We start from the raw sequence: 17640 nt of genomic DNA, 5'->3' as shown, positions 1-17640 counted from the left end.
AAAGCAGGGCGTTGCCCTGTTTTTGACCTGATTCGACGCCTGTGAAGGCGACACCTGAGGAAGCTCAATGAGCGAGAAGTTACAGAAAGTGCTGGCGCGCGCCGGCCACGGTTCGCGCCGTGAAATCGAAGCCATTATTGAAGCAGGCCGCGTGAGTGTGGACGGTAAAATCGCCACGCTCGGTGACCGCGTTGAAATCGTACCGGGGCTGAAGATCCGCATTGACGGCCATCTTATCTCCGTGAAAGAGTCTGCTGAACAGATCTGCCGCGTACTGGCTTACTACAAGCCGGAAGGCGAACTGTGTACCCGCAACGACCCGGAAGGTCGCCCGACGGTGTTTGACCGTCTGCCAAAATTGCGTGGCGCCCGCTGGATTGCCGTAGGGCGTCTGGACGTGAACACCTGCGGCCTGCTGCTGTTCACCACCGATGGTGAACTGGCAAACCGTCTGATGCACCCGAGTCGTGAAGTGGAACGTGAATACGCCGTTCGTGTTTTCGGCCAGGTTGATGAGAACAAACTGCGCGACCTGTCGCGTGGTGTTCAGCTGGAGGACGGCCCTGCGGCGTTCAAAACCATCAAGTTTACCGGTGGTGAAGGCATTAACCAGTGGTACAACGTTACCCTGACAGAGGGACGTAACCGCGAGGTGCGTCGTCTGTGGGAAGCGGTCGGTGTCCAGGTGAGTCGCTTGATTCGCGTCCGCTATGGCGACATTCTGCTGCCGAAAGGCCTGCCACGTGGCGGCTATACCGAACTGGATCTGACGCAAACCAACTACCTGCGCGATCTGGTTGGCCTGACGCCAGAAACCACGTCGAAAGTGGCGGTAGAGAAAGATCGTCGTCGCATGAAGGCGAATCAAATCCGCCGTGCGGTGAAACGTCACAGCCAGGTTAGCAGCAATCGCCGCTCTGGCAGCCGTAATAACAACGGTTAATTGAAAAGCCCGGTGAATATACCGGGCTTTTTTTCTTCAGTAATCAATCCCAATTTGCGCTTTGATACCCGCATCGAACGCATGCTTAACCGGACGCAGCTCGCTGACGGTATCGGCCAGCTCCAGAATGTCCCGATGACACCCGCGCCCCGTGACGATCGCCGTCTGGTGTGCAGGGCGGTTCCTGAGGGCCTCCAGCACGGCTTCCAGCGGCAGGTAGTCATACGCCACCATATAGGTGATCTCATCCAGCAACACCATGTTCAGCGACGGGTCTGAAAGCATTCTTTTGGCATGCTCCCAGACGGCGAGGCAGGCTGCGGTATCGGTTTCCCGGTTCTGGGTATCCCAGGTAAAACCGGTTGCCATTACCTGAAACTCAACGCCATGCGGCTCGAGCAGATTACGCTCGCCGTTGGGCCATTCACCCTTGATAAACTGGATCACGCCCACTTTCTGCCCATGCCCGACTGCGCGGGTGGCGGTCCCAAATGCGGCGGTGGTTTTGCCTTTGCCGTTGCCGGTGAACACGATGAGGATCCCGCGCTCGTCCTGAGCGGCCGCCACGCGTGCATCAACCTGTTCTTTCAGACGCTGCTGGCGCTGCTGATGCCGATCTTCACTCATTGCGATATCCCCGGTTTGCGGCCTGGCTGGGCATCGAAGGTCATTCCGGTTTTGCGACGGCTGTCGTCACCCATCAGCCACAGGTAAAGGGGCATGATATCGGCCGGGGTTTTAAGCTTCTGCGGATCTTCTGTCGGGAAGGCGCTGGCGCGCATTTTGGTGCGCGTACCGCCTGGGTTAATACAGTTAACCCGCAGGTGGCGGCTTTGGTACTCTTCGGCCAGCACCTGCATCATTCCTTCGGTGGCAAATTTTGAGACGGCGTAAGCCCCCCAGTTCGCACGCCCCTGACGCCCCACGCTGGAGGAGGTAAATACCAGCGAGCCGGAATCGGAGTTGAGTAATAAAGGAAGCAAGGCCTGGGTCAGGAAAAACGTCCCGTTGACGTTAACCTGCATCACCTGCTGCCAAATTTCCGGATCCTGTTCATCCATCGGGCGCACTTCGCCCAGTAACCCCGCGTTGTGCAGTACGCCGTCCAGACGCGGATAATGCGTGCTGATACGCTGGGCAAGGGCCTGACATGACGCTGGCGTGCAGGTCAGCAGATCGAGCGTATACCAGGGCGTGGGGGTACCGCCGGCGTTTTCGATTTCACGGGCGACGGCTTTGAGCTTTTCTTCATTACGTCCCAGCAAAATAAGGCTCGCACCGTATTCAGAATAAGTCAGCGCCGCTTCGCGACCAATCCCGTCGCTGGCACCGGTAACCAGAATGATGCGGTTCTGTAGAAGGTTTTTTTGTGGCTGATAATGCACGGTGGCTCCTCAGGCGCATTGGGCGTGACTTGCACCTTTATTTATGACTTTTCGGCTTTATGCCCGAAACAGCGTCAGAATTCAATCAGTCTACAGGACAGAACGCTGGGAAATTAACAATTTGCAAAGATTTAAACCAGAAGCGGGGGATTCCTGAAGCCGCCTCGCAGAGGTAATGTCCAGAGCGAGACGCCTGCGCAGGGCTGTTGTACACTGGCGTGAAAGATTCGTGGTTAAATCAAGGTGGAACGCGTGGAATTACTTTCTCAGTATGGGTTGTTTTTGGCCAAAATCGCGACGGTGGTTATTGCTGTCGCGGTGATTGCCGTCCTGATTGTCAACCTGACGCAGCGTAAGCGTCAGCGTGGTGAGTTACGCATTACCCGCCTGAGCGAGCAGTATAAAGAGATGCAGGAGGAGATGTCTCTGGCGCTGCTTGACGATCATCAACAGAAGCTGTGGCTAAAAGCCCAGAAGAAAAAACATAAGCAGGACGCCAAAGCCGCGAAGGCGAAAGCTAAGCTCGCCACGCCACAGGCTGACGCAAAACCGCGCGTCTATGTGCTCGATTTTAAAGGTAGCATGGATGCGCATGAAGTCTCCTCTCTGCGTGAAGAAGTGACGGCGGTGCTGGCCGTGGCGACAGCCCAGGATCAGGTGGTGGTACGCCTTGAAAGCCCGGGCGGCGTAGTGCATGGGTATGGACTGGCGGCTTCGCAGTTACAACGTCTGCGGGATAAACAGATCCCACTCACCGTTGCGGTAGATAAGGTCGCGGCGAGTGGCGGCTATATGATGGCGTGCGTGGCGGATAAAATCGTCGCGGCACCGTTCTCCATTATCGGCTCGATTGGGGTGGTCGCGCAGATCCCTAACTTCAATCGTTTCCTGAAAAATAAAGAGATCGACATCGAACTGCATACGGCGGGTCAGTACAAACGTACGCTGACGCTGCTCGGCGAAAATACCGAAGAGGGACGGCAGAAATTCCGGGAAGATCTGAACGAAACCCACCATCTGTTCAAAGATTTCGTGCACCGCATGCGCCCAACGCTGGACATTGAGCAGGTGGCTACGGGCGAACACTGGTACGGCACGCAGGCGCAGGAGAAAGGGCTGGTGGATGAAGTGGGTACCAGCGATGACCTCCTGCTCAACCTGATGGAAGGCCGTGAGCTGGTGGAGGTGCGCTTCACCCGACGTAAGCGCCTGCTCGACCGTTTTACCAATAGCGCGGCAGAAAGCGCTGATCGCCTGCTGCTACGCTGGTTGCAGCGCGGCCAAAAGCCGCTGCTGTAAAGAAAAACGCGAGGCAGATGCCTCGCGTTTTCGTTTTAATCGACCAGGTGGTACTTCTCTGAGAGGGTATGCGCCAGGTATTTAAACATGTTAAACACGGCGGTGCTTTTCGGGGTGGGTAGCCCTTGTTCATCAAGGAAGTATTCACCGCTGAACACCAGCACGCCATTACGTTGTTCCACGCCAGTCGCTTCAATTCCCGCCAGGGTGTCTTCATGGTCGCGAATGAGTTTGTTTGCTTCGATAAGCAATGAAGCTCGGTCAATGGGTTGGGTCGTATTCTGCATATTCCACTCCTTAAACAGTGACAATAGTCTACGCCTGGGTCGCTTCGGGGGCAAATTTTCCCTGTTATCCGAGGGGATAAGAAACAGGGGCTGGCTGGCGGGATTTGCTTTTGCATGCTAATAAAGTTGCGTAACGAATTTTATCAGGTACAGTGTGCGCTTTCGTCATTCTGGCAACAGAATTGCTTGACATTCGACCGGGAATTCGTCACGAATGAACTTTGATGTGAGAAAAATACCCGAAAACTCAATGACCTGGATGTCGCCATTCTGACGTTCGGTAACACATAGGGGTTGATATCCCCTGACGATGTCGCAATATCAATGGCTCGTCGTCAGCGGAAGGGAAATCAACGTGCGGCGTATTCCTGGAAGAATTAAATTAGGTAAAGGTGAATATGGGTAAAGCTCTCGTCATCGTTGAGTCCCCGGCAAAAGCCAAAACGATCAATAAATATCTGGGCAATGACTACGTGGTTAAGTCCAGCGTTGGTCACATTCGCGATTTGCCGACCAGTGGCTCAGCCAGCAAAAAGAGCGCAGACTCTACCTCCACCAAAGGGGCTAAAAAGCCTAAAAAGGATGAACGTAGCGCGCTTGTCAACCGCATGGGTGTTAACCCATGGCACAACTGGGATGCACATTACGAAGTGCTGCCAGGCAAAGAAAAAGTCGTTAACGAGCTGAAACAGCTTGCTGAAAAAGCAGACCACATTTATCTCGCAACCGACCTTGACCGCGAAGGGGAGGCCATTGCATGGCACCTGCGGGAAGTGATCGGGGGTGATGACAAACGCTACAGCCGTGTAGTGTTCAACGAAATTACAAAGAATGCGATTCGTCAGGCGTTTGAAAAGCCGGGTGAACTGAATATCGACCGTGTTAACGCTCAGCAGGCGCGTCGCTTTATGGACCGCGTTGTAGGCTACATGGTCTCGCCGTTGCTGTGGAAAAAGGTCGCTCGCGGCCTGTCTGCGGGGCGTGTGCAGTCTGTGGCTGTTCGTCTTGTTGTTGAGCGTGAACGCGAGATCAAAGCGTTCGTCCCGGAAGAGTTCTGGGAAGTGGATGCGAATGTCACCACGCCGGGCGGCGATGCGCTGCCGTTGCAGGTGAGCCATCACAACGACAAACCGTTCCGTCCTGAAAATCGCGATCAGACCATGGCCGCCGTGGCGCTGCTGGAAAAAGCGCGTTATCAGGTTCTGGATCGTGAAGATAAACCAACCAGCAGCAAGCCTGGCGCACCGTTTATCACGTCAACTCTCCAGCAGGCGGCAAGTACCCGTCTGGGTTACGGCGTGAAGAAAACCATGATGATGGCCCAGCGCTTGTATGAAGCGGGTTACATCACCTACATGCGTACTGACTCCACCAACCTGAGCCAGGACGCTGTCAACATGGTGCGTGGCTATATCGAGGACAACTTCGGTAAGAAATACCTGCCGGACGGGCCTAATCAGTACGCCAGCAAAGAGAATTCTCAGGAAGCGCACGAAGCGATTCGTCCTTCTGACGTTTCTGTTCTGGCTGAATCGCTGAAAGATATGGAAGCGGACGCCCAGAAGCTGTATCAGCTGATCTGGCGCCAGTTCGTAGCCTGCCAGATGACGCCAGCGAAATACGACTCCACCACGCTGACGGTCGGCGCGGGTGATTTCCGCCTGAAAGCGCGCGGCCGCATTCTGCGCTTCGACGGCTGGACAAAAGTGATGCCAGCGTTACGTAAAGGTGATGAAGACAGAACGCTGCCTTCAGTCAACAAAGGTGACGAGCTGTCGCTGGTTGATCTGGTCCCGGCTCAGCACTTCACCAAGCCACCTGCGCGCTTCAGCGAAGCATCGCTGGTGAAAGAGCTGGAAAAACGCGGCATCGGTCGCCCGTCCACCTATGCGTCAATCATTTCGACCATTCAGGATCGTGGATACGTTCGCGTCGAGAACCGTCGTTTCTATGCTGAAAAAATGGGTGAGATTGTCACCGACCGTCTGGAAGCGAACTTCCGTGAGTTGATGAACTATGACTTCACCGCGCAGATGGAAGACAGCCTCGATGAGGTTGCCAGCCATAAGGCAGAATGGAAGAAAGTTCTCGACAGCTTCTTCAGCGATTTTACCAATCAGCTTGAGAAAGCCGAGAAAGATCCTGAAGAGGGCGGCATGCTGCCTAACCAGATGGTACTGACGAGCATCGACTGCCCAACCTGCGGCCGTAAAATGGGGATCCGTACCGCGACCACGGGCGTGTTCCTCGGTTGCTCTGGCTATGCGCTGTCGCCGAAAGAGCGTTGCAAAACCACCATCAACCTCGTGCCGGAGAACGAAGTTCTCAACGTGCTGGAAGGTGACGATGCGGAGACCAACGCACTGCGCGCCAAACGCCGCTGTAAGAAATGCGGCACGGCGATGGACAGCTACCTGATCGATCCCAAACGCAAACTGCACGTTTGTGGCAATAACCCGACCTGCGATGGTTATGAGATCGAAGAAGGTGAGTTCCGTATTAAGGGCTATGACGGTCCAATCGTTGAGTGTGAGAAATGTGGTTCCGAAATGCACCTGAAAATGGGACGCTTCGGTAAGTACATGGCATGCACCAACGACGACTGTAAAAACACGCGTAAGATCCTGCGTAACGGTGAAGTTGCGCCGCCAAAGGAAGATCCGGTTCCGCTTCCTGAGCTGCCGTGCGAGAAGTCAGACGCGTATTTCGTGCTGCGTGACGGCGCTGCCGGGGTATTCCTGGCGGCCAACACCTTCCCGAAATCGCGCGAAACCCGTGCGCCGCTGGTAGAAGAACTGTACCGCTTCCGCGACCGTCTGCCGGAGAAACTGCGTTACCTGGCCGATGCGCCACAGCAGGATCCGGAAGGCAACAAAACCGTGGTGCGCTTCAGCCGTAAAACGAAGCAGCAGTACGTGGCGGCAGAGAAAGAGGGCAAAGCGACCGGATGGTCAGCCTTCTTTGTCGACGGGAAATGGGTTGAAGGCAAGAAATAATCTTCCCTTACCGTAACTTACCTGTAAAAGGGCCGGACTTCCGGCCCTTTTTTATTACGTAGTTATTATTTTTTGTTCCGTACTATACAGCCTGGCTATAAATGATATAGTGGTTATAGTTAACCCGTTTCTTATTATCAAATCGTCTTAAGCGATTGACGCATGCGCTAAATCGGATGGTCTGGCATGAAATTACAGCAGCTTCGCTATATCGTTGAGGTCGTCAATCATAACCTCAATGTCTCTTCCACCGCAGAAGGTCTTTATACCTCTCAGCCCGGCATCAGTAAGCAGGTGCGTATGCTGGAGGATGAGTTAGGTATACAGATATTTGCCCGCAGCGGTAAGCACCTGACTCAGGTCACCCCGGCAGGACAGGAAATCATACGCATCGCACGGGAAGTGCTCTCCAAAGTCGACGCCATTAAATCCGTCGCCGGGGAACATACCTGGCCAGATAAAGGCTCTCTGTATATTGCCACCACGCATACACAGGCGCGTTATGCGCTTCCCGGGGTGATCAAAGGCTTCATAGAACGCTATCCCCGCGTTTCCCTGCATATGCATCAGGGCTCACCGACGCAAATCGCAGAGGCCGTGTCTAAAGGCAATGCAGACTTCGCTATCGCGACGGAAGCGCTCCATCTGTACGATGATCTGGTCATGCTCCCGTGCTACCACTGGAACCGCTCTATTGTCGTGACCCCGGATCACCCGCTGGCGGGGAAGGGCGAAGTGACAATCGAAGAACTGGCGCAATACCCGCTGGTGACCTATACGTTCGGCTTTACGGGCCGGTCTGAACTGGACACCGCGTTTAACCGCGCCGGATTAACGCCACGGATTGTCTTTACGGCGACGGATGCGGACGTCATAAAAACGTATGTGCGTCTGGGCCTGGGCGTTGGGGTTATTGCCAGCATGGCGGTGGATCCTGTCTCAGACCCGGATCTGGTGCGTCTGGATGCGCATGATATTTTCAGTCACAGCACCACCAAGATAGGTTTTCGTCGCAGCACGTTCCTGCGCAGCTATATGTATGATTTTATTCAACGCTTTGCGCCACATTTAACGCGCGATGTGGTGGATACAGCTGTGGCGTTACGCTCCAATGAAGACATCGAAGAGATGTTTAAAGACATTAAACTTCCCGCCAAATAATCACTCCCGGTATCTTTCTCCTGCGGAAAGATACCGTCATTCCGCTTTAAACCTGAATTAGAATTATCATCATCTACGCCCACTGTCATATATCGTCATAACCCATTTGATGACTATGGTTTTACTGTCGCAAATTTGCGACAAAAGTAGAAACTAATTTACAGCTGTGCAAATTATTCTTTTCAATTATTTATTTCTGGTCAAAAGATTGAATTTTCCCGGGCTCGGATACGTAAATTCACTGGCTTTTCGGCTAAAGTTTCTTTAGGATTTATCTCATCAAATGATTACTTGTGCCAATTGTTTGGTCTCTAAATGATAAGCGATATCGATTGTATGAGGTTAGCAATGCCGTCAGGAAGTGAAGAACCGCAAAGGGATCCCGCGCTTAAGCGTAAAGCCTGGCTGGCGGTCTTTCTTGGCTCTGCCCTGTTCTGGGTGGTGGTTGCTCTTCTTGTCTGGAATTACTGGGGTTGATTATGGTCATGACGGTGCGTACAGAAGCGAGAAAAGAGATGTGTCAGCTTCGTGACAATGCTCACAAAGCCCGTAAGGCGCCAGCAACCAGCGTGCCAGCTTCCTGGAAACTGACGCCGCAGCAGCAGGCCTTTATTGATGTGTTCGCGGAAGACGAACCCAAAAAACAATAATTTTGATTTTTGCGTAATGATGCAAATAGTCTGAATATAGACTGTGCACTTTTGTACTCCTTAATAAATACACATCAGCAATATAGAACGAGGGCAGACCTCGCAACCTTAAATAATTAAAGTCTGGTGTCCCTATGATGAATAACATGACAACCGTAAAATACTGGTCATGGCTCGGCGTATTCTCAGCGTCGATCCTCTTCTGGTGTCAGCTCCTCTGGCTGGCCTTGCACTAAATCGTAAAACCTCGCCACGGCGGGGTTTTTGTTTTATCCCTCGCGTTGGACCATTCCTAAATTTATCAATTTGGGTTGTTATCAAAACGTTACGACATCTTTGTGTTATCTTTAATTACAGCCCTGATGATTGTCAGGACATCCCTGTTTTTAAGGAGGAGCTTATGTCGTTAACCCTACGCGAAGCCAGTAAGGACACATTACAGGCGGAAAATAAAACCTGGCGCTACTACAGCTTACCGCTGGCTGCCAGAACGCTTGGGGACATTTCGCGGTTACCCAAGTCGTTGAAAGTCTTACTGGAAAACCTCTTGCGCTGGCAGGATGGCGACTCGGTTACCGAGGAGGATATCCAGGCTCTGGCAGGGTGGCTGAAAAATGCTCATGCAGACAGAGAAATTGCCTATCGCCCGGCCAGGGTGCTGATGCAGGATTTCACCGGCGTGCCTGCGGTGGTGGATTTGGCAGCTATGCGTGAAGCCGTTAAGCGTCTCGGGGGCGATACAGCTAAGGTTAACCCCTTGTCCCCGGTAGACCTCGTCATTGACCACTCCGTCACCGTCGATCACTTTGGTGACGACGATGCTTTCGGCGAAAACGTCCGTCTGGAGATGGAACGTAACCATGAACGCTACGTATTTCTGAAATGGGGTCAGCAGGCGTTCAGCCGCTTCAGCGTTGTTCCACCGGGCACCGGCATTTGTCACCAGGTCAACCTGGAATATCTCGGCAAAGCCGTCTGGAGTGAATTGCAGGATAAAGAGTGGGTGGCTTACCCTGATACGCTGGTGGGCACCGATTCACACACCACCATGATTAACGGCCTTGGCGTTCTGGGCTGGGGCGTCGGTGGTATTGAAGCGGAAGCGGCCATGCTCGGCCAGCCGGTATCAATGCTCATTCCCGATGTGGTGGGCTTTAAGCTGACCGGTAAGTTGTCCGAAGGCATTACCGCCACGGATCTGGTTCTGACGGTCACCCAGATGCTGCGTAAGCATGGCGTGGTGGGTAAATTCGTTGAATTTTATGGCGATGGTCTGGATTCACTGCCGCTTGCGGACAGGGCCACCATCGCCAACATGGCGCCGGAATATGGCGCGACCTGCGGCTTTTTCCCGATTGATAGCGTTACGCTGGAGTATATGCGCCTCAGTGGTCGCAGCGAGGAGCAGGTGGCTCTCGTTGAGGCCTACACCAAAGCGCAGGGCATGTGGCGTAACCCGGGTGACGAGCCGGTATTTACCAGTACGCTGGAGCTGGATATGGGCACCGTTGAGGCAAGCCTCGCAGGGCCAAAACGTCCGCAGGACCGCGTCGCCCTGAGCAACGTTCCGAAAGCCTTTGCCGCCAGCAATGAGCTGGAAGTTAACGCCGCACAAAAAGATCACCGTCCGGTGGACTATGTTCTGAACGGGCATCAGTATCAGCTCCCTGACGGCGCCGTGGTGATCGCCGCTATCACTTCCTGTACCAACACATCCAACCCGAGTGTGTTAATGGCTGCCGGGCTGCTGGCAAAAAAAGCGGTAGAGCTGGGGCTCAAGCCACAGCCTTGGGTTAAAGCCTCCCTGGCGCCTGGTTCGAAAGTGGTATCCGATTACCTGGCACAGGCCAGACTCACGCCTTACCTCGACGAGCTGGGCTTTAACCTGGTGGGCTACGGCTGTACGACCTGCATCGGTAACTCTGGTCCACTGCCTGAACCTATTGAAATGGCGATCAAGCAGGGGGATTTGACCGTTGGCGCGGTACTTTCCGGTAACCGAAACTTTGAAGGGCGTATTCATCCGCTGGTGAAAACCAACTGGCTGGCCTCGCCGCCGCTGGTTGTAGCCTATGCGCTGGCCGGAAACATGAACATTAACCTGGCGACCGATCCGATTGGTCACGATCGCAAAAATGAACCGGTCTATCTGAAAGACATCTGGCCATCATCGCGCGAAATTGCGCGCGCGGTAGAGAAAGTTTCCACCGAGATGTTCCGCAAAGAGTATGCGGAAGTGTTCGAAGGCACAGCGGAGTGGAAAGCGATCGACGTAGTGGGTTCCGATACCTATGACTGGCAGGATGATTCCACCTATATTCGCCTGTCGCCATTCTTCGACGAAATGCTGGCGGAGCCTGCACCGCTGAAAGATATTTACGGCGCGCGCATTCTGGCGATGCTGGGCGATTCCGTCACCACCGACCATATCTCCCCTGCGGGTAGCATCAAGGCGGACAGTCCGGCAGGTCGGTATCTGCAAAGTCGTGGCGTGGAACGTCGCGATTTCAACTCCTACGGTTCGCGCCGCGGTAACCACGAAGTGATGATGCGCGGGACCTTTGCCAATATCCGCATTCGCAATGAAATGGTCCCAGGCGTGGAAGGGGGTATGACGCGCCACCTGCCGGATACAGAGGTCATTTCAATTTATGACGCAGCCATGAAGTATCAGCAGCAGGGTACGCCGCTGGCCGTTATTGCCGGTAAAGAGTACGGCTCCGGTTCCAGTCGCGACTGGGCGGCAAAAGGTCCGCGTCTGCTCGGGGTTCGCGTGGTGATTGCCGAATCCTTTGAACGTATCCACCGCTCAAACCTGATCGGGATGGGGATCCTGCCGCTGGAGTTCCCGCAGGGCGTAACGCGTAAAACGCTGGGTTTGACCGGGGAAGAGCAGATTGATATCAGCGGTCTGCAAAATCTGCAACCGGGTAAAACCGTTCCGGTGAAGTTAACGCGCGCAGATGGAACGACAGAAGTGCTGGATTGCCGGTGTCGTATTGATACGGCAACAGAGCTGACCTATCATCAGAACGACGGCATTTTACATTATGTGATTCGTAAGATGCTGGACTGATCAAACTCGCCCGGCACATGTGCCGGGCGTTTTGCGTTTACTCGCTCAGCAGATGCCCCATTTTGGCAGCTTTGGTATCGAGGTAGTGCGCGTTTTTCGGGTTGCGGCCGACAATCAGCGGTACGCGTTCCACAATATTGATGCCCGCTTCAGTGAGGATTTCCACTTTTTTCGGGTTATTGGTCAACAGACGCACTTCGTCCACGCCCAGCAGCTTGAACATATCCGCGCACAGGGTGAAATCGCGCTCGTCAGCAGCAAAGCCGAGCTGATGGTTCGCTTCGACGGTATCGTAACCCTGATCCTGCAACGCGTAGGCGCGGATTTTATTCAGCAGGCCAATATTGCGACCTTCCTGACGGTGATACAGCAGAACGCCACGTCCTTCCTCTGCGATATGAGAAAGGGCGGCTTCAAGCTGAAAACCGCAGTCGCAGCGCAGGCTGAACAGCGCGTCACCGGTCAGACACTCTGAATGAACGCGGGACAGCACCGGCGTTTGCCCCGAAATGTCGCCGAACACCAGGGCGACGTGATCTTGCCCGGTTGCCAGTTCTTCAAAACCCACCATCAGGAAATCGCCCCATGGGGTTGGCAGTTTGGCTTCTGCCACACGTTTAAGCTGCATGTGATTCTCCAGACCAGGCTGACACGTTTCGTACCTTTGCCCCATTATGCTTTCTGTATCGGACTATTTTGCCACAAGCCCGGCAACTTCACCTAATCACCACCACGCTTTACAAACGTTAAACGCACAATCCGACATATCCACCAGAATGATGAAATTCAGTTATGATTGTGGTGCTTACTGAAAAAGGAGAGGACATGCTTTCAATTGCCAGACGAACGGCCGCAGGAGCCGCCGTATTGCTCGTTATACCCCTGGTCGTTTGGTTCTCCGGCTGGATGTGGCAGCCCGGACAAAACGAGACGTGGCTGAAAGCCTTATACTGGATAACCGAGACGGTCACCCAGCCGTGGGGGATTATTACGCACGTGCTGCTCTGTGGCTGGTTCCTGTGGTGCCTGCGCTTTCGCCTTCGCGCGGCGCTGGTACTGTTCGCTATTCTCGGCGGCGCCATACTTATCGGGCAGGGGGTGAAGTCGTGGGTCAAGGATCGCGTGCAGGAACCCCGTCCTTTCGTCGTCTGGCTGGAAAAAACGCATCATGTTCCGGTGGATGAGTTCTACAATTTAAAGCGTAAAGATCGCGGTGCGTTGGTAAAGGAGCAGCTTGCAGAACAGCAGGATATCCCGACCTTTTTACGCAAACACTGGCAAAAAGAGACCGGCTTTGCGTTTCCTTCCGGGCATACGATGTTTGCTGCCAGCTGGGCGCTACTTGGCGTGGGACTGCTGTGGCCGCGTCGGCGTACCCTCACGATTGCGATTTTGCTGGTCTGGGCGACAGGCGTAATGGGCAGCCGGATGCTGTTGGGGATGCACTGGCCGCGTGATTTGGTGGTGGCAACGCTGATCTCGTGGGTACTGGTGACGCTGGCGACCTGGCTTGCACAACGTTTTTGTGGACCATTGACGCCGCCGCCGGAAGAGAAGGAAGAAATAGCCGAAAGGGAGTCTGGCGCAACCTGAAGGTTGATATTCCGCATTTTGACCATAAATCCATGTAGGGCGCGTTACTTTTTCCATTTCGCGCCCGCCACTAAAATGGTAGCTTATAAGGCTGATTGCAGTGAGTTGAACACGCTTTATACGCTCGAACCACATAACGGGAAGTCATGTGAAATATTTACTCATTTTCTTACTGGTGTTGGCGATTTTTGTCATTTCAGTCACATTGGGCGCGCAAAACGATCAACAGGTAAGTTTTAACTATCTGCTGGCGCAGGGCGAGTACCGGGTGTCGAGCCTGCTGGCGGTGTTATTCGCGGCGGGTTTTGTCATCGGCTGGCTTGTATGCGGCCTGTTCTGGCTTAAGGTTCGTGTTTCTCTTGTTCGCGCTGAACGTAAAATTAAACGACTTGAACATCAACTTACGCCTGCGTCTGACATTCCGGCGAGCTCTGGTGTGCCGGTAGTCAAGGAATAATCGAATATGCTGGAGTTGTTGTTTCTGCTTTTGCCTGTCGCCGCAGCCTATGGCTGGTATATGGGCCGCAGAAGCGCGCAACAAACAAAACAGGATGAAGCAAACCGACTCTCCCGTGACTACGTAGCGGGGGTGAACTTCCTGCTGAGCAATCAGCAGGACAAAGCGGTGGATCTGTTCCTCGACATGCTTAAAGAGGATACCGGCACCGTTGAGGCGCATCTCACCCTGGGAAACCTGTTCCGCTCGCGCGGAGAGGTTGACCGTGCCATTCGTATCCACCAGACCCTGATGGAAAGCGCTTCGTTGACCTATGAGCAACGGTTGCTGGCCGTGCAGCAACTTGGGCGGGATTACATGGCCGCGGGGCTTTACGATCGCGCCGAGGATATGTTCTCTCAGCTGGTGGATGAGACGGACTTCCGTATCGGTGCGCTTCAGCAGCTTCTGCAAATCTATCAGGCCACCAGCGACTGGCAAAAAGCGATTGATACCGCCGAACGGCTGGTCAAACTCGGTAAAGACAAACAACGCGTCGAAATTGCCCACTTCTATTGCGAGCTGGCTCTCCAGCAGATGGGTAGCGATGACATGGATAAAGCCATGGCATTGTTGAAGAAAGGCGCTGCGGCCGATCGCAACAGCGCGCGCATCTCGATCATGATGGGGCGGGTCTTTATGGCTAACGGTGATTACGCCAAAGCCGTGGAGAGCCTGCTTCGCGTTATCGATCAGGACAAAGAGCTGGTCAGCGAAACGCTGGAAATGCTGCAAACCTGCTATCAGCAGTTAGGTAAGCAGGACGAGTGGGTTGCGTTTCTGCGTCGCTGCGTTGAAGAAAACACCGGTGCCACAGCCGAGCTGATGCTATCGGATGTCGTCGAAGAGCACGAAGGGAGTGATACCGCCCAGGTATACATTACCCGCCAGTTGCAGCGTCATCCTACCATGCGGGTATTCCATAAGCTGATGGATTACCACCTTAATGACGCAGAAGAAGGGCGCGCTAAAGAGAGCCTGATGGTGCTGCGAGACATGGTGGGTGAACAGGTGCGCAGCAAACCGCGCTATCGCTGCCAGAAATGCGGCTTCACCGCCTATTCGCTTTACTGGCATTGCCCTTCCTGCCGGGCGTGGTCCACCATTAAGCCAATCCGAGGTCTGGACGGGCAGTGATTTTTTAAAACTCCGCATTTTAGTTACAACATACTAATTGTTGTGGTAATTTCGTCAGCATCGTGCGGTCTGGGGTTCGGCAGGAAAATCATTCGATTCTGTTCATTTACCCCGAGGGCAGGTAGAATGCACGCCGTTTATCTGTTCCGCGCCGCTGCGCGCCCATAGACGAAAAGGGCTGGTCATGACGTCTGTTACATCCTCCACTTCCCGCGTAGTTACCGATTCTCCCGTAGTTGTTGCTCTGGATTACAATAACCGTGACGCCGCACTGGCCTATGTTGATGGCATTGATCCCCGCGATTGCCGTCTGAAAGTAGGCAAAGAGATGTTTACGCTGTTCGGCCCACAAATCGTCCGCGATCTGCACCAGCGTGGCTTCGACGTTTTCCTCGACCTGAAATTCCATGATATTCCAAATACCACTGCGCACGCCGTAGCTGCGGCGGCTGAACTGGGCGTGTGGATGGTTAACGTTCATGCATCCGGCGGGGCACGCATGATGACGGCTGCGCGCGAAGCGCTGGTGCCGTTTGGCAATGACGCTCCGCTTCTGATCGCCGTCACCGTGCTGACCAGTATGGATGAATCCGACCTGCGCGACCTGGGTGTGACGTTGTCACCTGCCGAACACGCGGAGCGTCTGGCGCGCCTCACGCAACAGTGTGGTCTCGATGGCGTGGTCTGTTCGGCTCAGGAGGCGGTTCGCTTCAAAGCTGAGCTAGGCCGCGACTTTAAACTGGTAACGCCAGGCATCCGTCCGGCAGGCAGCGAGTCTGGGGATCAGCGACGCATCATGACGCCAGAGCAGGCGCTGAGCGCGGGTGTAGACTATATGGTGATTGGTCGCCCGGTGACGCAATCCGCTCATCCGGCAGAGACCCTGAAAGCGATTAATGCATCACTGAAAAAGGGGGCATAATGCGTGACGCCAACAGTCGTCTGGTCTATTCAACGGATACCGGGCGCATTGAAGAGCCAAAAGAGAAAGCTGAACGTCCGAAAGGCGATGGTATCGTGCGAATTCAGCGGCAGACCAGCGGCAGGAAAGGTAAAGGGGTTTGCCTTGTCACTGGCATTGATCTGGATGATGCAGACCTGGTAAAGCTCGCCGCTGAACTTAAAAAGAAGTGCGGATGCGGTGGGGCAGTAAAAGACGGCATTATTGAGATTCAGGGTGATAAACGGGATTTAATTAAAACGCTGCTGGAAGCCAAAGGAATGAAAGTTAAACTGGCGGGCGGCTAAAATAAATGAGCCACGGACATTGCCGTGGCTCTTTTTTTACGTGCGTAAGTCAGACCTGAAAATACAAAATATATTATTATACCGGTGAGAGCCGTTATGGTGATTATTTGCCCACCTGGTGACCGATAACACCACCTACGGCAGCACCACCTAATGTACCCAGCGTACTACCATCCGTTAATACTGCACCACCAAGCGCACCAGCACCGGCACCAATCGCGGTGTTACGGTCACGTTTAGACCAGTTAGAGCAAGCGCTCAGGGACATTGCTACAGTGATTGCCAGAACAGCGGCGGCTAATTTTTTGCTGGTAAAGGTCATAATACTTTCTCCTGAATTATCGATTCACGGAAAGGAATGCACTTTAAGTATAGACAATATCCATACTTAAATTCTGTTCCCGTGAAAGCTGGTCGCGCAGGTGTTTCATCATCACGCAGGTGATAGTCACTTCCTGTTATATCGCTAATATTAATTTTACGTGTTTAGAACGGTTTCAACAGGTAAAAACTCTTAAAGGCAGGGTCAGAATACTCTCAGAGAAAGGTTTAAGTGCGCCCATTATTCGGGCGCAGCAGGATAATCAGGCCGTTTTTTTCACAATATCGACAGTCAGGCCGTCTTGTTCTAATTGCTGGCGATATTCATCGCGCAAACGCTCATCCGTGATCACGCGGCTGAAGCGCGAAGCCGGACCCATCGTATAAGGGTGTACGGCGCCAAACTTAGAGCTGTCGGTCAGCACTATCGCTTCACACTCTTTGGCGAGTACTGCGTTAACCACGTCTGAACGCATCATGTCGCGACCAGTAAAGCCGGTGTCGGGCTGCCAGCCGTCAATACCAATGAATGCTTTACTGAAGTGAACCTGCTGAACATATTGACGCGTTAATGGCCCCACCATGCTTTCGCTTTTCTTCTGGTAAATGCCGCCCAGCAGTATCACCTCGCACTGAGTTTCCTTCAACAGATGGGCGATATAGCTGCTTACGGTGATGATGGTAACGTCTTTTTGATCGGCGAGCGTGCGCGCCAGAAGGGCGTTACTGCTGCCATTTTCAATAAAGACGGTCTCACCGCTATTCACTAAGGATGCAGCAAACTCCGCCAGCTCCCGCTTGAGCGCATAATTGTTCATCATGCGGGTTTCGACGTCGTCGCTGTCCAGTGGAACGGCATATCCGTGCGCACGCCGCAGGTAGCTCTGTTTTTCCAGCAGATTCAGATCCTGACGAATGGTGACTTCAGAAACGCCGGTGGCTTTAGCGAGATCGACCACGCTTACGCGTCCCTGATCGATCACCATCTGCAAAATGATTTGTTGTCGGGAATTCATAGCATCCATTTAAAAGGCAAGGGCGGAAACGA

The 17640-nt window shown here is 53.7% G+C and carries 19 protein-coding genes; 13 read left to right on the top strand and 6 right to left on the bottom strand.

Going from position 1 to position 17640, the window contains the following annotated elements; genetic code table 11:
* The first annotated feature begins 67 nt into the window (after positions 1–67).
* Complete coding sequence (gene rluB, locus ACQG1Y_RS12825; protein WP_003856794.1) at positions 68–943, top strand: 23S rRNA pseudouridine(2605) synthase RluB; 876 nt, start codon at positions 68–70, stop codon at positions 941–943.
* Between the two features lie 36 nt (positions 944–979).
* Here rluB and cobO read toward each other — a convergent pair whose 3' ends face one another.
* Together cobO and ACQG1Y_RS12815 are read right to left on the bottom strand one after the other, a co-directional pair.
* Positions 980–1570, bottom strand: a complete 591-nt coding sequence (gene cobO / locus ACQG1Y_RS12820) for a cob(I)yrinic acid a,c-diamide adenosyltransferase (RefSeq protein WP_046619712.1) — start codon at positions 1568–1570, stop codon at positions 980–982.
* The gene (locus tag ACQG1Y_RS12815) at positions 1567–2328 is read right to left on the bottom strand and encodes a YciK family oxidoreductase (protein WP_017384219.1); all 762 of its coding nucleotides are present in this window, start codon (positions 2326–2328) and stop codon (positions 1567–1569) included. Before ACQG1Y_RS12815 ends, cobO begins: the two co-directional genes overlap by 4 nt.
* 252 nt (positions 2329–2580) lie before the next feature.
* Here ACQG1Y_RS12815 and sohB point away from each other — a divergent pair, with 252 nt between their 5' ends.
* Positions 2581–3627, top strand: a complete 1047-nt coding sequence (gene sohB, locus ACQG1Y_RS12810) for a protease SohB (RefSeq protein ID WP_368740383.1) — start codon at positions 2581–2583, stop codon at positions 3625–3627.
* A gap of 35 nt (positions 3628–3662) precedes the next feature.
* Here the strand turns inward: sohB and ACQG1Y_RS12805 are convergent, their stop codons facing one another.
* On the bottom strand, positions 3663–3914 hold the full coding sequence (locus ACQG1Y_RS12805) for a YciN family protein (RefSeq protein ID WP_003856804.1): 252 nt from the start codon (positions 3912–3914) through the stop codon (positions 3663–3665).
* A 398-nt stretch (positions 3915–4312) separates the two neighbouring features.
* Here ACQG1Y_RS12805 and topA point away from each other — a divergent pair, with 398 nt between their 5' ends.
* The 6 genes from topA (at position 4313) to acnA (ending at position 11797) form a co-directional block, all read left to right on the top strand.
* Positions 4313–6910, top strand: a complete 2598-nt coding sequence (topA, locus tag ACQG1Y_RS12800; protein WP_017384217.1) for a type I DNA topoisomerase — start codon at positions 4313–4315, stop codon at positions 6908–6910.
* Between the two features lie 186 nt (positions 6911–7096).
* Entirely contained in the window at positions 7097–8071 is a 975-nt protein-coding gene (gene cysB, locus ACQG1Y_RS12795; RefSeq protein ID WP_006810844.1) for an HTH-type transcriptional regulator CysB, read from the top strand.
* Between the two features lie 336 nt (positions 8072–8407).
* A complete protein-coding gene (locus tag ACQG1Y_RS12790) occupies positions 8408–8548 on the top strand; it encodes a YmiA family putative membrane protein (RefSeq protein ID WP_213083754.1) in 141 nt (46 codons plus the stop codon).
* A gap of 2 nt (positions 8549–8550) precedes the next feature.
* Complete coding sequence (locus ACQG1Y_RS12785; protein ID WP_006810843.1) at positions 8551–8721, top strand: hypothetical protein; 171 nt, start codon at positions 8551–8553, stop codon at positions 8719–8721.
* Between the two features lie 137 nt (positions 8722–8858).
* Positions 8859–8957, top strand: a complete 99-nt coding sequence (ymiC, locus tag ACQG1Y_RS12780; protein WP_032103392.1) for a small membrane protein YmiC — start codon at positions 8859–8861, stop codon at positions 8955–8957.
* Positions 8958–9121: 164 nt separating this feature from the next.
* Positions 9122–11797 (top strand): aconitate hydratase AcnA, encoded by a 2676-nt coding sequence (gene acnA, locus ACQG1Y_RS12775; protein WP_368740384.1) that lies wholly within the window; start codon positions 9122–9124, stop codon positions 11795–11797.
* Between the two features lie 37 nt (positions 11798–11834).
* On the opposite strand, the gene ribA is transcribed toward acnA, so the two are convergent.
* Entirely contained in the window at positions 11835–12425 is a 591-nt protein-coding gene (gene ribA / locus ACQG1Y_RS12770) for a GTP cyclohydrolase II (RefSeq protein ID WP_003856813.1), read from the bottom strand.
* Between the two features lie 197 nt (positions 12426–12622).
* On the opposite strand from ribA, the gene pgpB reads away from it, so the two are divergent.
* The 5 genes from pgpB to yciH all read left to right on the top strand — a co-directional run bounded on the left by pgpB (position 12623) and on the right by yciH (position 16271).
* A complete protein-coding gene (pgpB, locus tag ACQG1Y_RS12765; protein ID WP_062937970.1) occupies positions 12623–13390 on the top strand; it encodes a phosphatidylglycerophosphatase B in 768 nt (255 codons plus the stop codon).
* A 148-nt stretch (positions 13391–13538) separates the two neighbouring features.
* Positions 13539–13847, top strand: coding sequence for a LapA family protein (locus ACQG1Y_RS12760; protein WP_003856817.1), 309 nt, complete (start codon positions 13539–13541; stop codon positions 13845–13847).
* A 6-nt stretch (positions 13848–13853) separates the two neighbouring features.
* Positions 13854–15023 carry a lipopolysaccharide assembly protein LapB gene (gene lapB, locus ACQG1Y_RS12755; protein ID WP_003856819.1) on the top strand — a complete coding sequence of 390 codons (1170 nt, stop codon included), beginning with the start codon at positions 13854–13856 and terminating at the stop codon, positions 15021–15023.
* Between the two features lie 184 nt (positions 15024–15207).
* On the top strand, positions 15208–15945 hold the full coding sequence (gene pyrF, locus ACQG1Y_RS12750) for an orotidine-5'-phosphate decarboxylase (RefSeq protein ID WP_426736775.1): 738 nt from the start codon (positions 15208–15210) through the stop codon (positions 15943–15945).
* Positions 15945–16271: a stress response translation initiation inhibitor YciH gene (yciH, locus tag ACQG1Y_RS12745; protein WP_003856822.1), complete on the top strand. Its 327-nt coding sequence runs from the start codon at positions 15945–15947 to the stop codon at positions 16269–16271. The genes pyrF and yciH overlap by 1 nt, the downstream gene beginning before the upstream one ends.
* A gap of 103 nt (positions 16272–16374) precedes the next feature.
* On the opposite strand, the gene osmB is transcribed toward yciH, so the two are convergent.
* The gene (gene osmB, locus ACQG1Y_RS12740; protein WP_017384212.1) at positions 16375–16593 is read right to left on the bottom strand and encodes an osmotically-inducible lipoprotein OsmB; all 219 of its coding nucleotides are present in this window, start codon (positions 16591–16593) and stop codon (positions 16375–16377) included.
* Positions 16594–16855: 262 nt separating this feature from the next.
* Positions 16856–17608: a DNA-binding transcriptional regulator YciT gene (locus ACQG1Y_RS12735; protein WP_023296713.1), complete on the bottom strand. Its 753-nt coding sequence runs from the start codon at positions 17606–17608 to the stop codon at positions 16856–16858.
* Positions 17609–17640: the final 32 nt, after the last annotated feature.

The sequence above is a fragment of the Enterobacter cloacae complex sp. 397G4 genome, assembly GCF_050031515.1.
GTDB lineage: Bacteria > Pseudomonadota > Gammaproteobacteria > Enterobacterales > Enterobacteriaceae > Enterobacter > Enterobacter hormaechei_C.
Note: the sequence above shows the minus strand (reverse complement) of the source record. Positions and strands in the feature narration are given on the sequence as shown.

Coding starts and splice junctions, on each gene's coding strand:
- rluB (WP_003856794.1), top strand. CDS start 68: ATGAGCGAGAAGTTACAGAAAGTGCTGGCGCGCGCCGGCCACGGTTCG.
- cobO (WP_046619712.1), bottom strand. CDS start 1,570: ATGAGTGAAGATCGGCATCAGCAGCGCCAGCAGCGTCTGAAAGAACAG.
- ACQG1Y_RS12805 (WP_003856804.1), bottom strand. CDS start 3,914: ATGCAGAATACGACCCAACCCATTGACCGAGCTTCATTGCTTATCGAA.
- topA (WP_017384217.1), top strand. CDS start 4,313: ATGGGTAAAGCTCTCGTCATCGTTGAGTCCCCGGCAAAAGCCAAAACG.
- cysB (WP_006810844.1), top strand. CDS start 7,097: ATGAAATTACAGCAGCTTCGCTATATCGTTGAGGTCGTCAATCATAAC.
- ACQG1Y_RS12790 (WP_213083754.1), top strand. CDS start 8,408: ATGAGGTTAGCAATGCCGTCAGGAAGTGAAGAACCGCAAAGGGATCCC.
- ACQG1Y_RS12785 (WP_006810843.1), top strand. CDS start 8,551: ATGGTCATGACGGTGCGTACAGAAGCGAGAAAAGAGATGTGTCAGCTT.
- ymiC (WP_032103392.1), top strand. CDS start 8,859: ATGAATAACATGACAACCGTAAAATACTGGTCATGGCTCGGCGTATTC.
- acnA (WP_368740384.1), top strand. CDS start 9,122: ATGTCGTTAACCCTACGCGAAGCCAGTAAGGACACATTACAGGCGGAA.
- ribA (WP_003856813.1), bottom strand. CDS start 12,425: ATGCAGCTTAAACGTGTGGCAGAAGCCAAACTGCCAACCCCATGGGGC.
- pgpB (WP_062937970.1), top strand. CDS start 12,623: ATGCTTTCAATTGCCAGACGAACGGCCGCAGGAGCCGCCGTATTGCTC.
- lapB (WP_003856819.1), top strand. CDS start 13,854: ATGCTGGAGTTGTTGTTTCTGCTTTTGCCTGTCGCCGCAGCCTATGGC.
- pyrF (WP_426736775.1), top strand. CDS start 15,208: ATGACGTCTGTTACATCCTCCACTTCCCGCGTAGTTACCGATTCTCCC.
- yciH (WP_003856822.1), top strand. CDS start 15,945: ATGCGTGACGCCAACAGTCGTCTGGTCTATTCAACGGATACCGGGCGC.
- osmB (WP_017384212.1), bottom strand. CDS start 16,593: ATGACCTTTACCAGCAAAAAATTAGCCGCCGCTGTTCTGGCAATCACT.
- ACQG1Y_RS12735 (WP_023296713.1), bottom strand. CDS start 17,608: ATGAATTCCCGACAACAAATCATTTTGCAGATGGTGATCGATCAGGGA.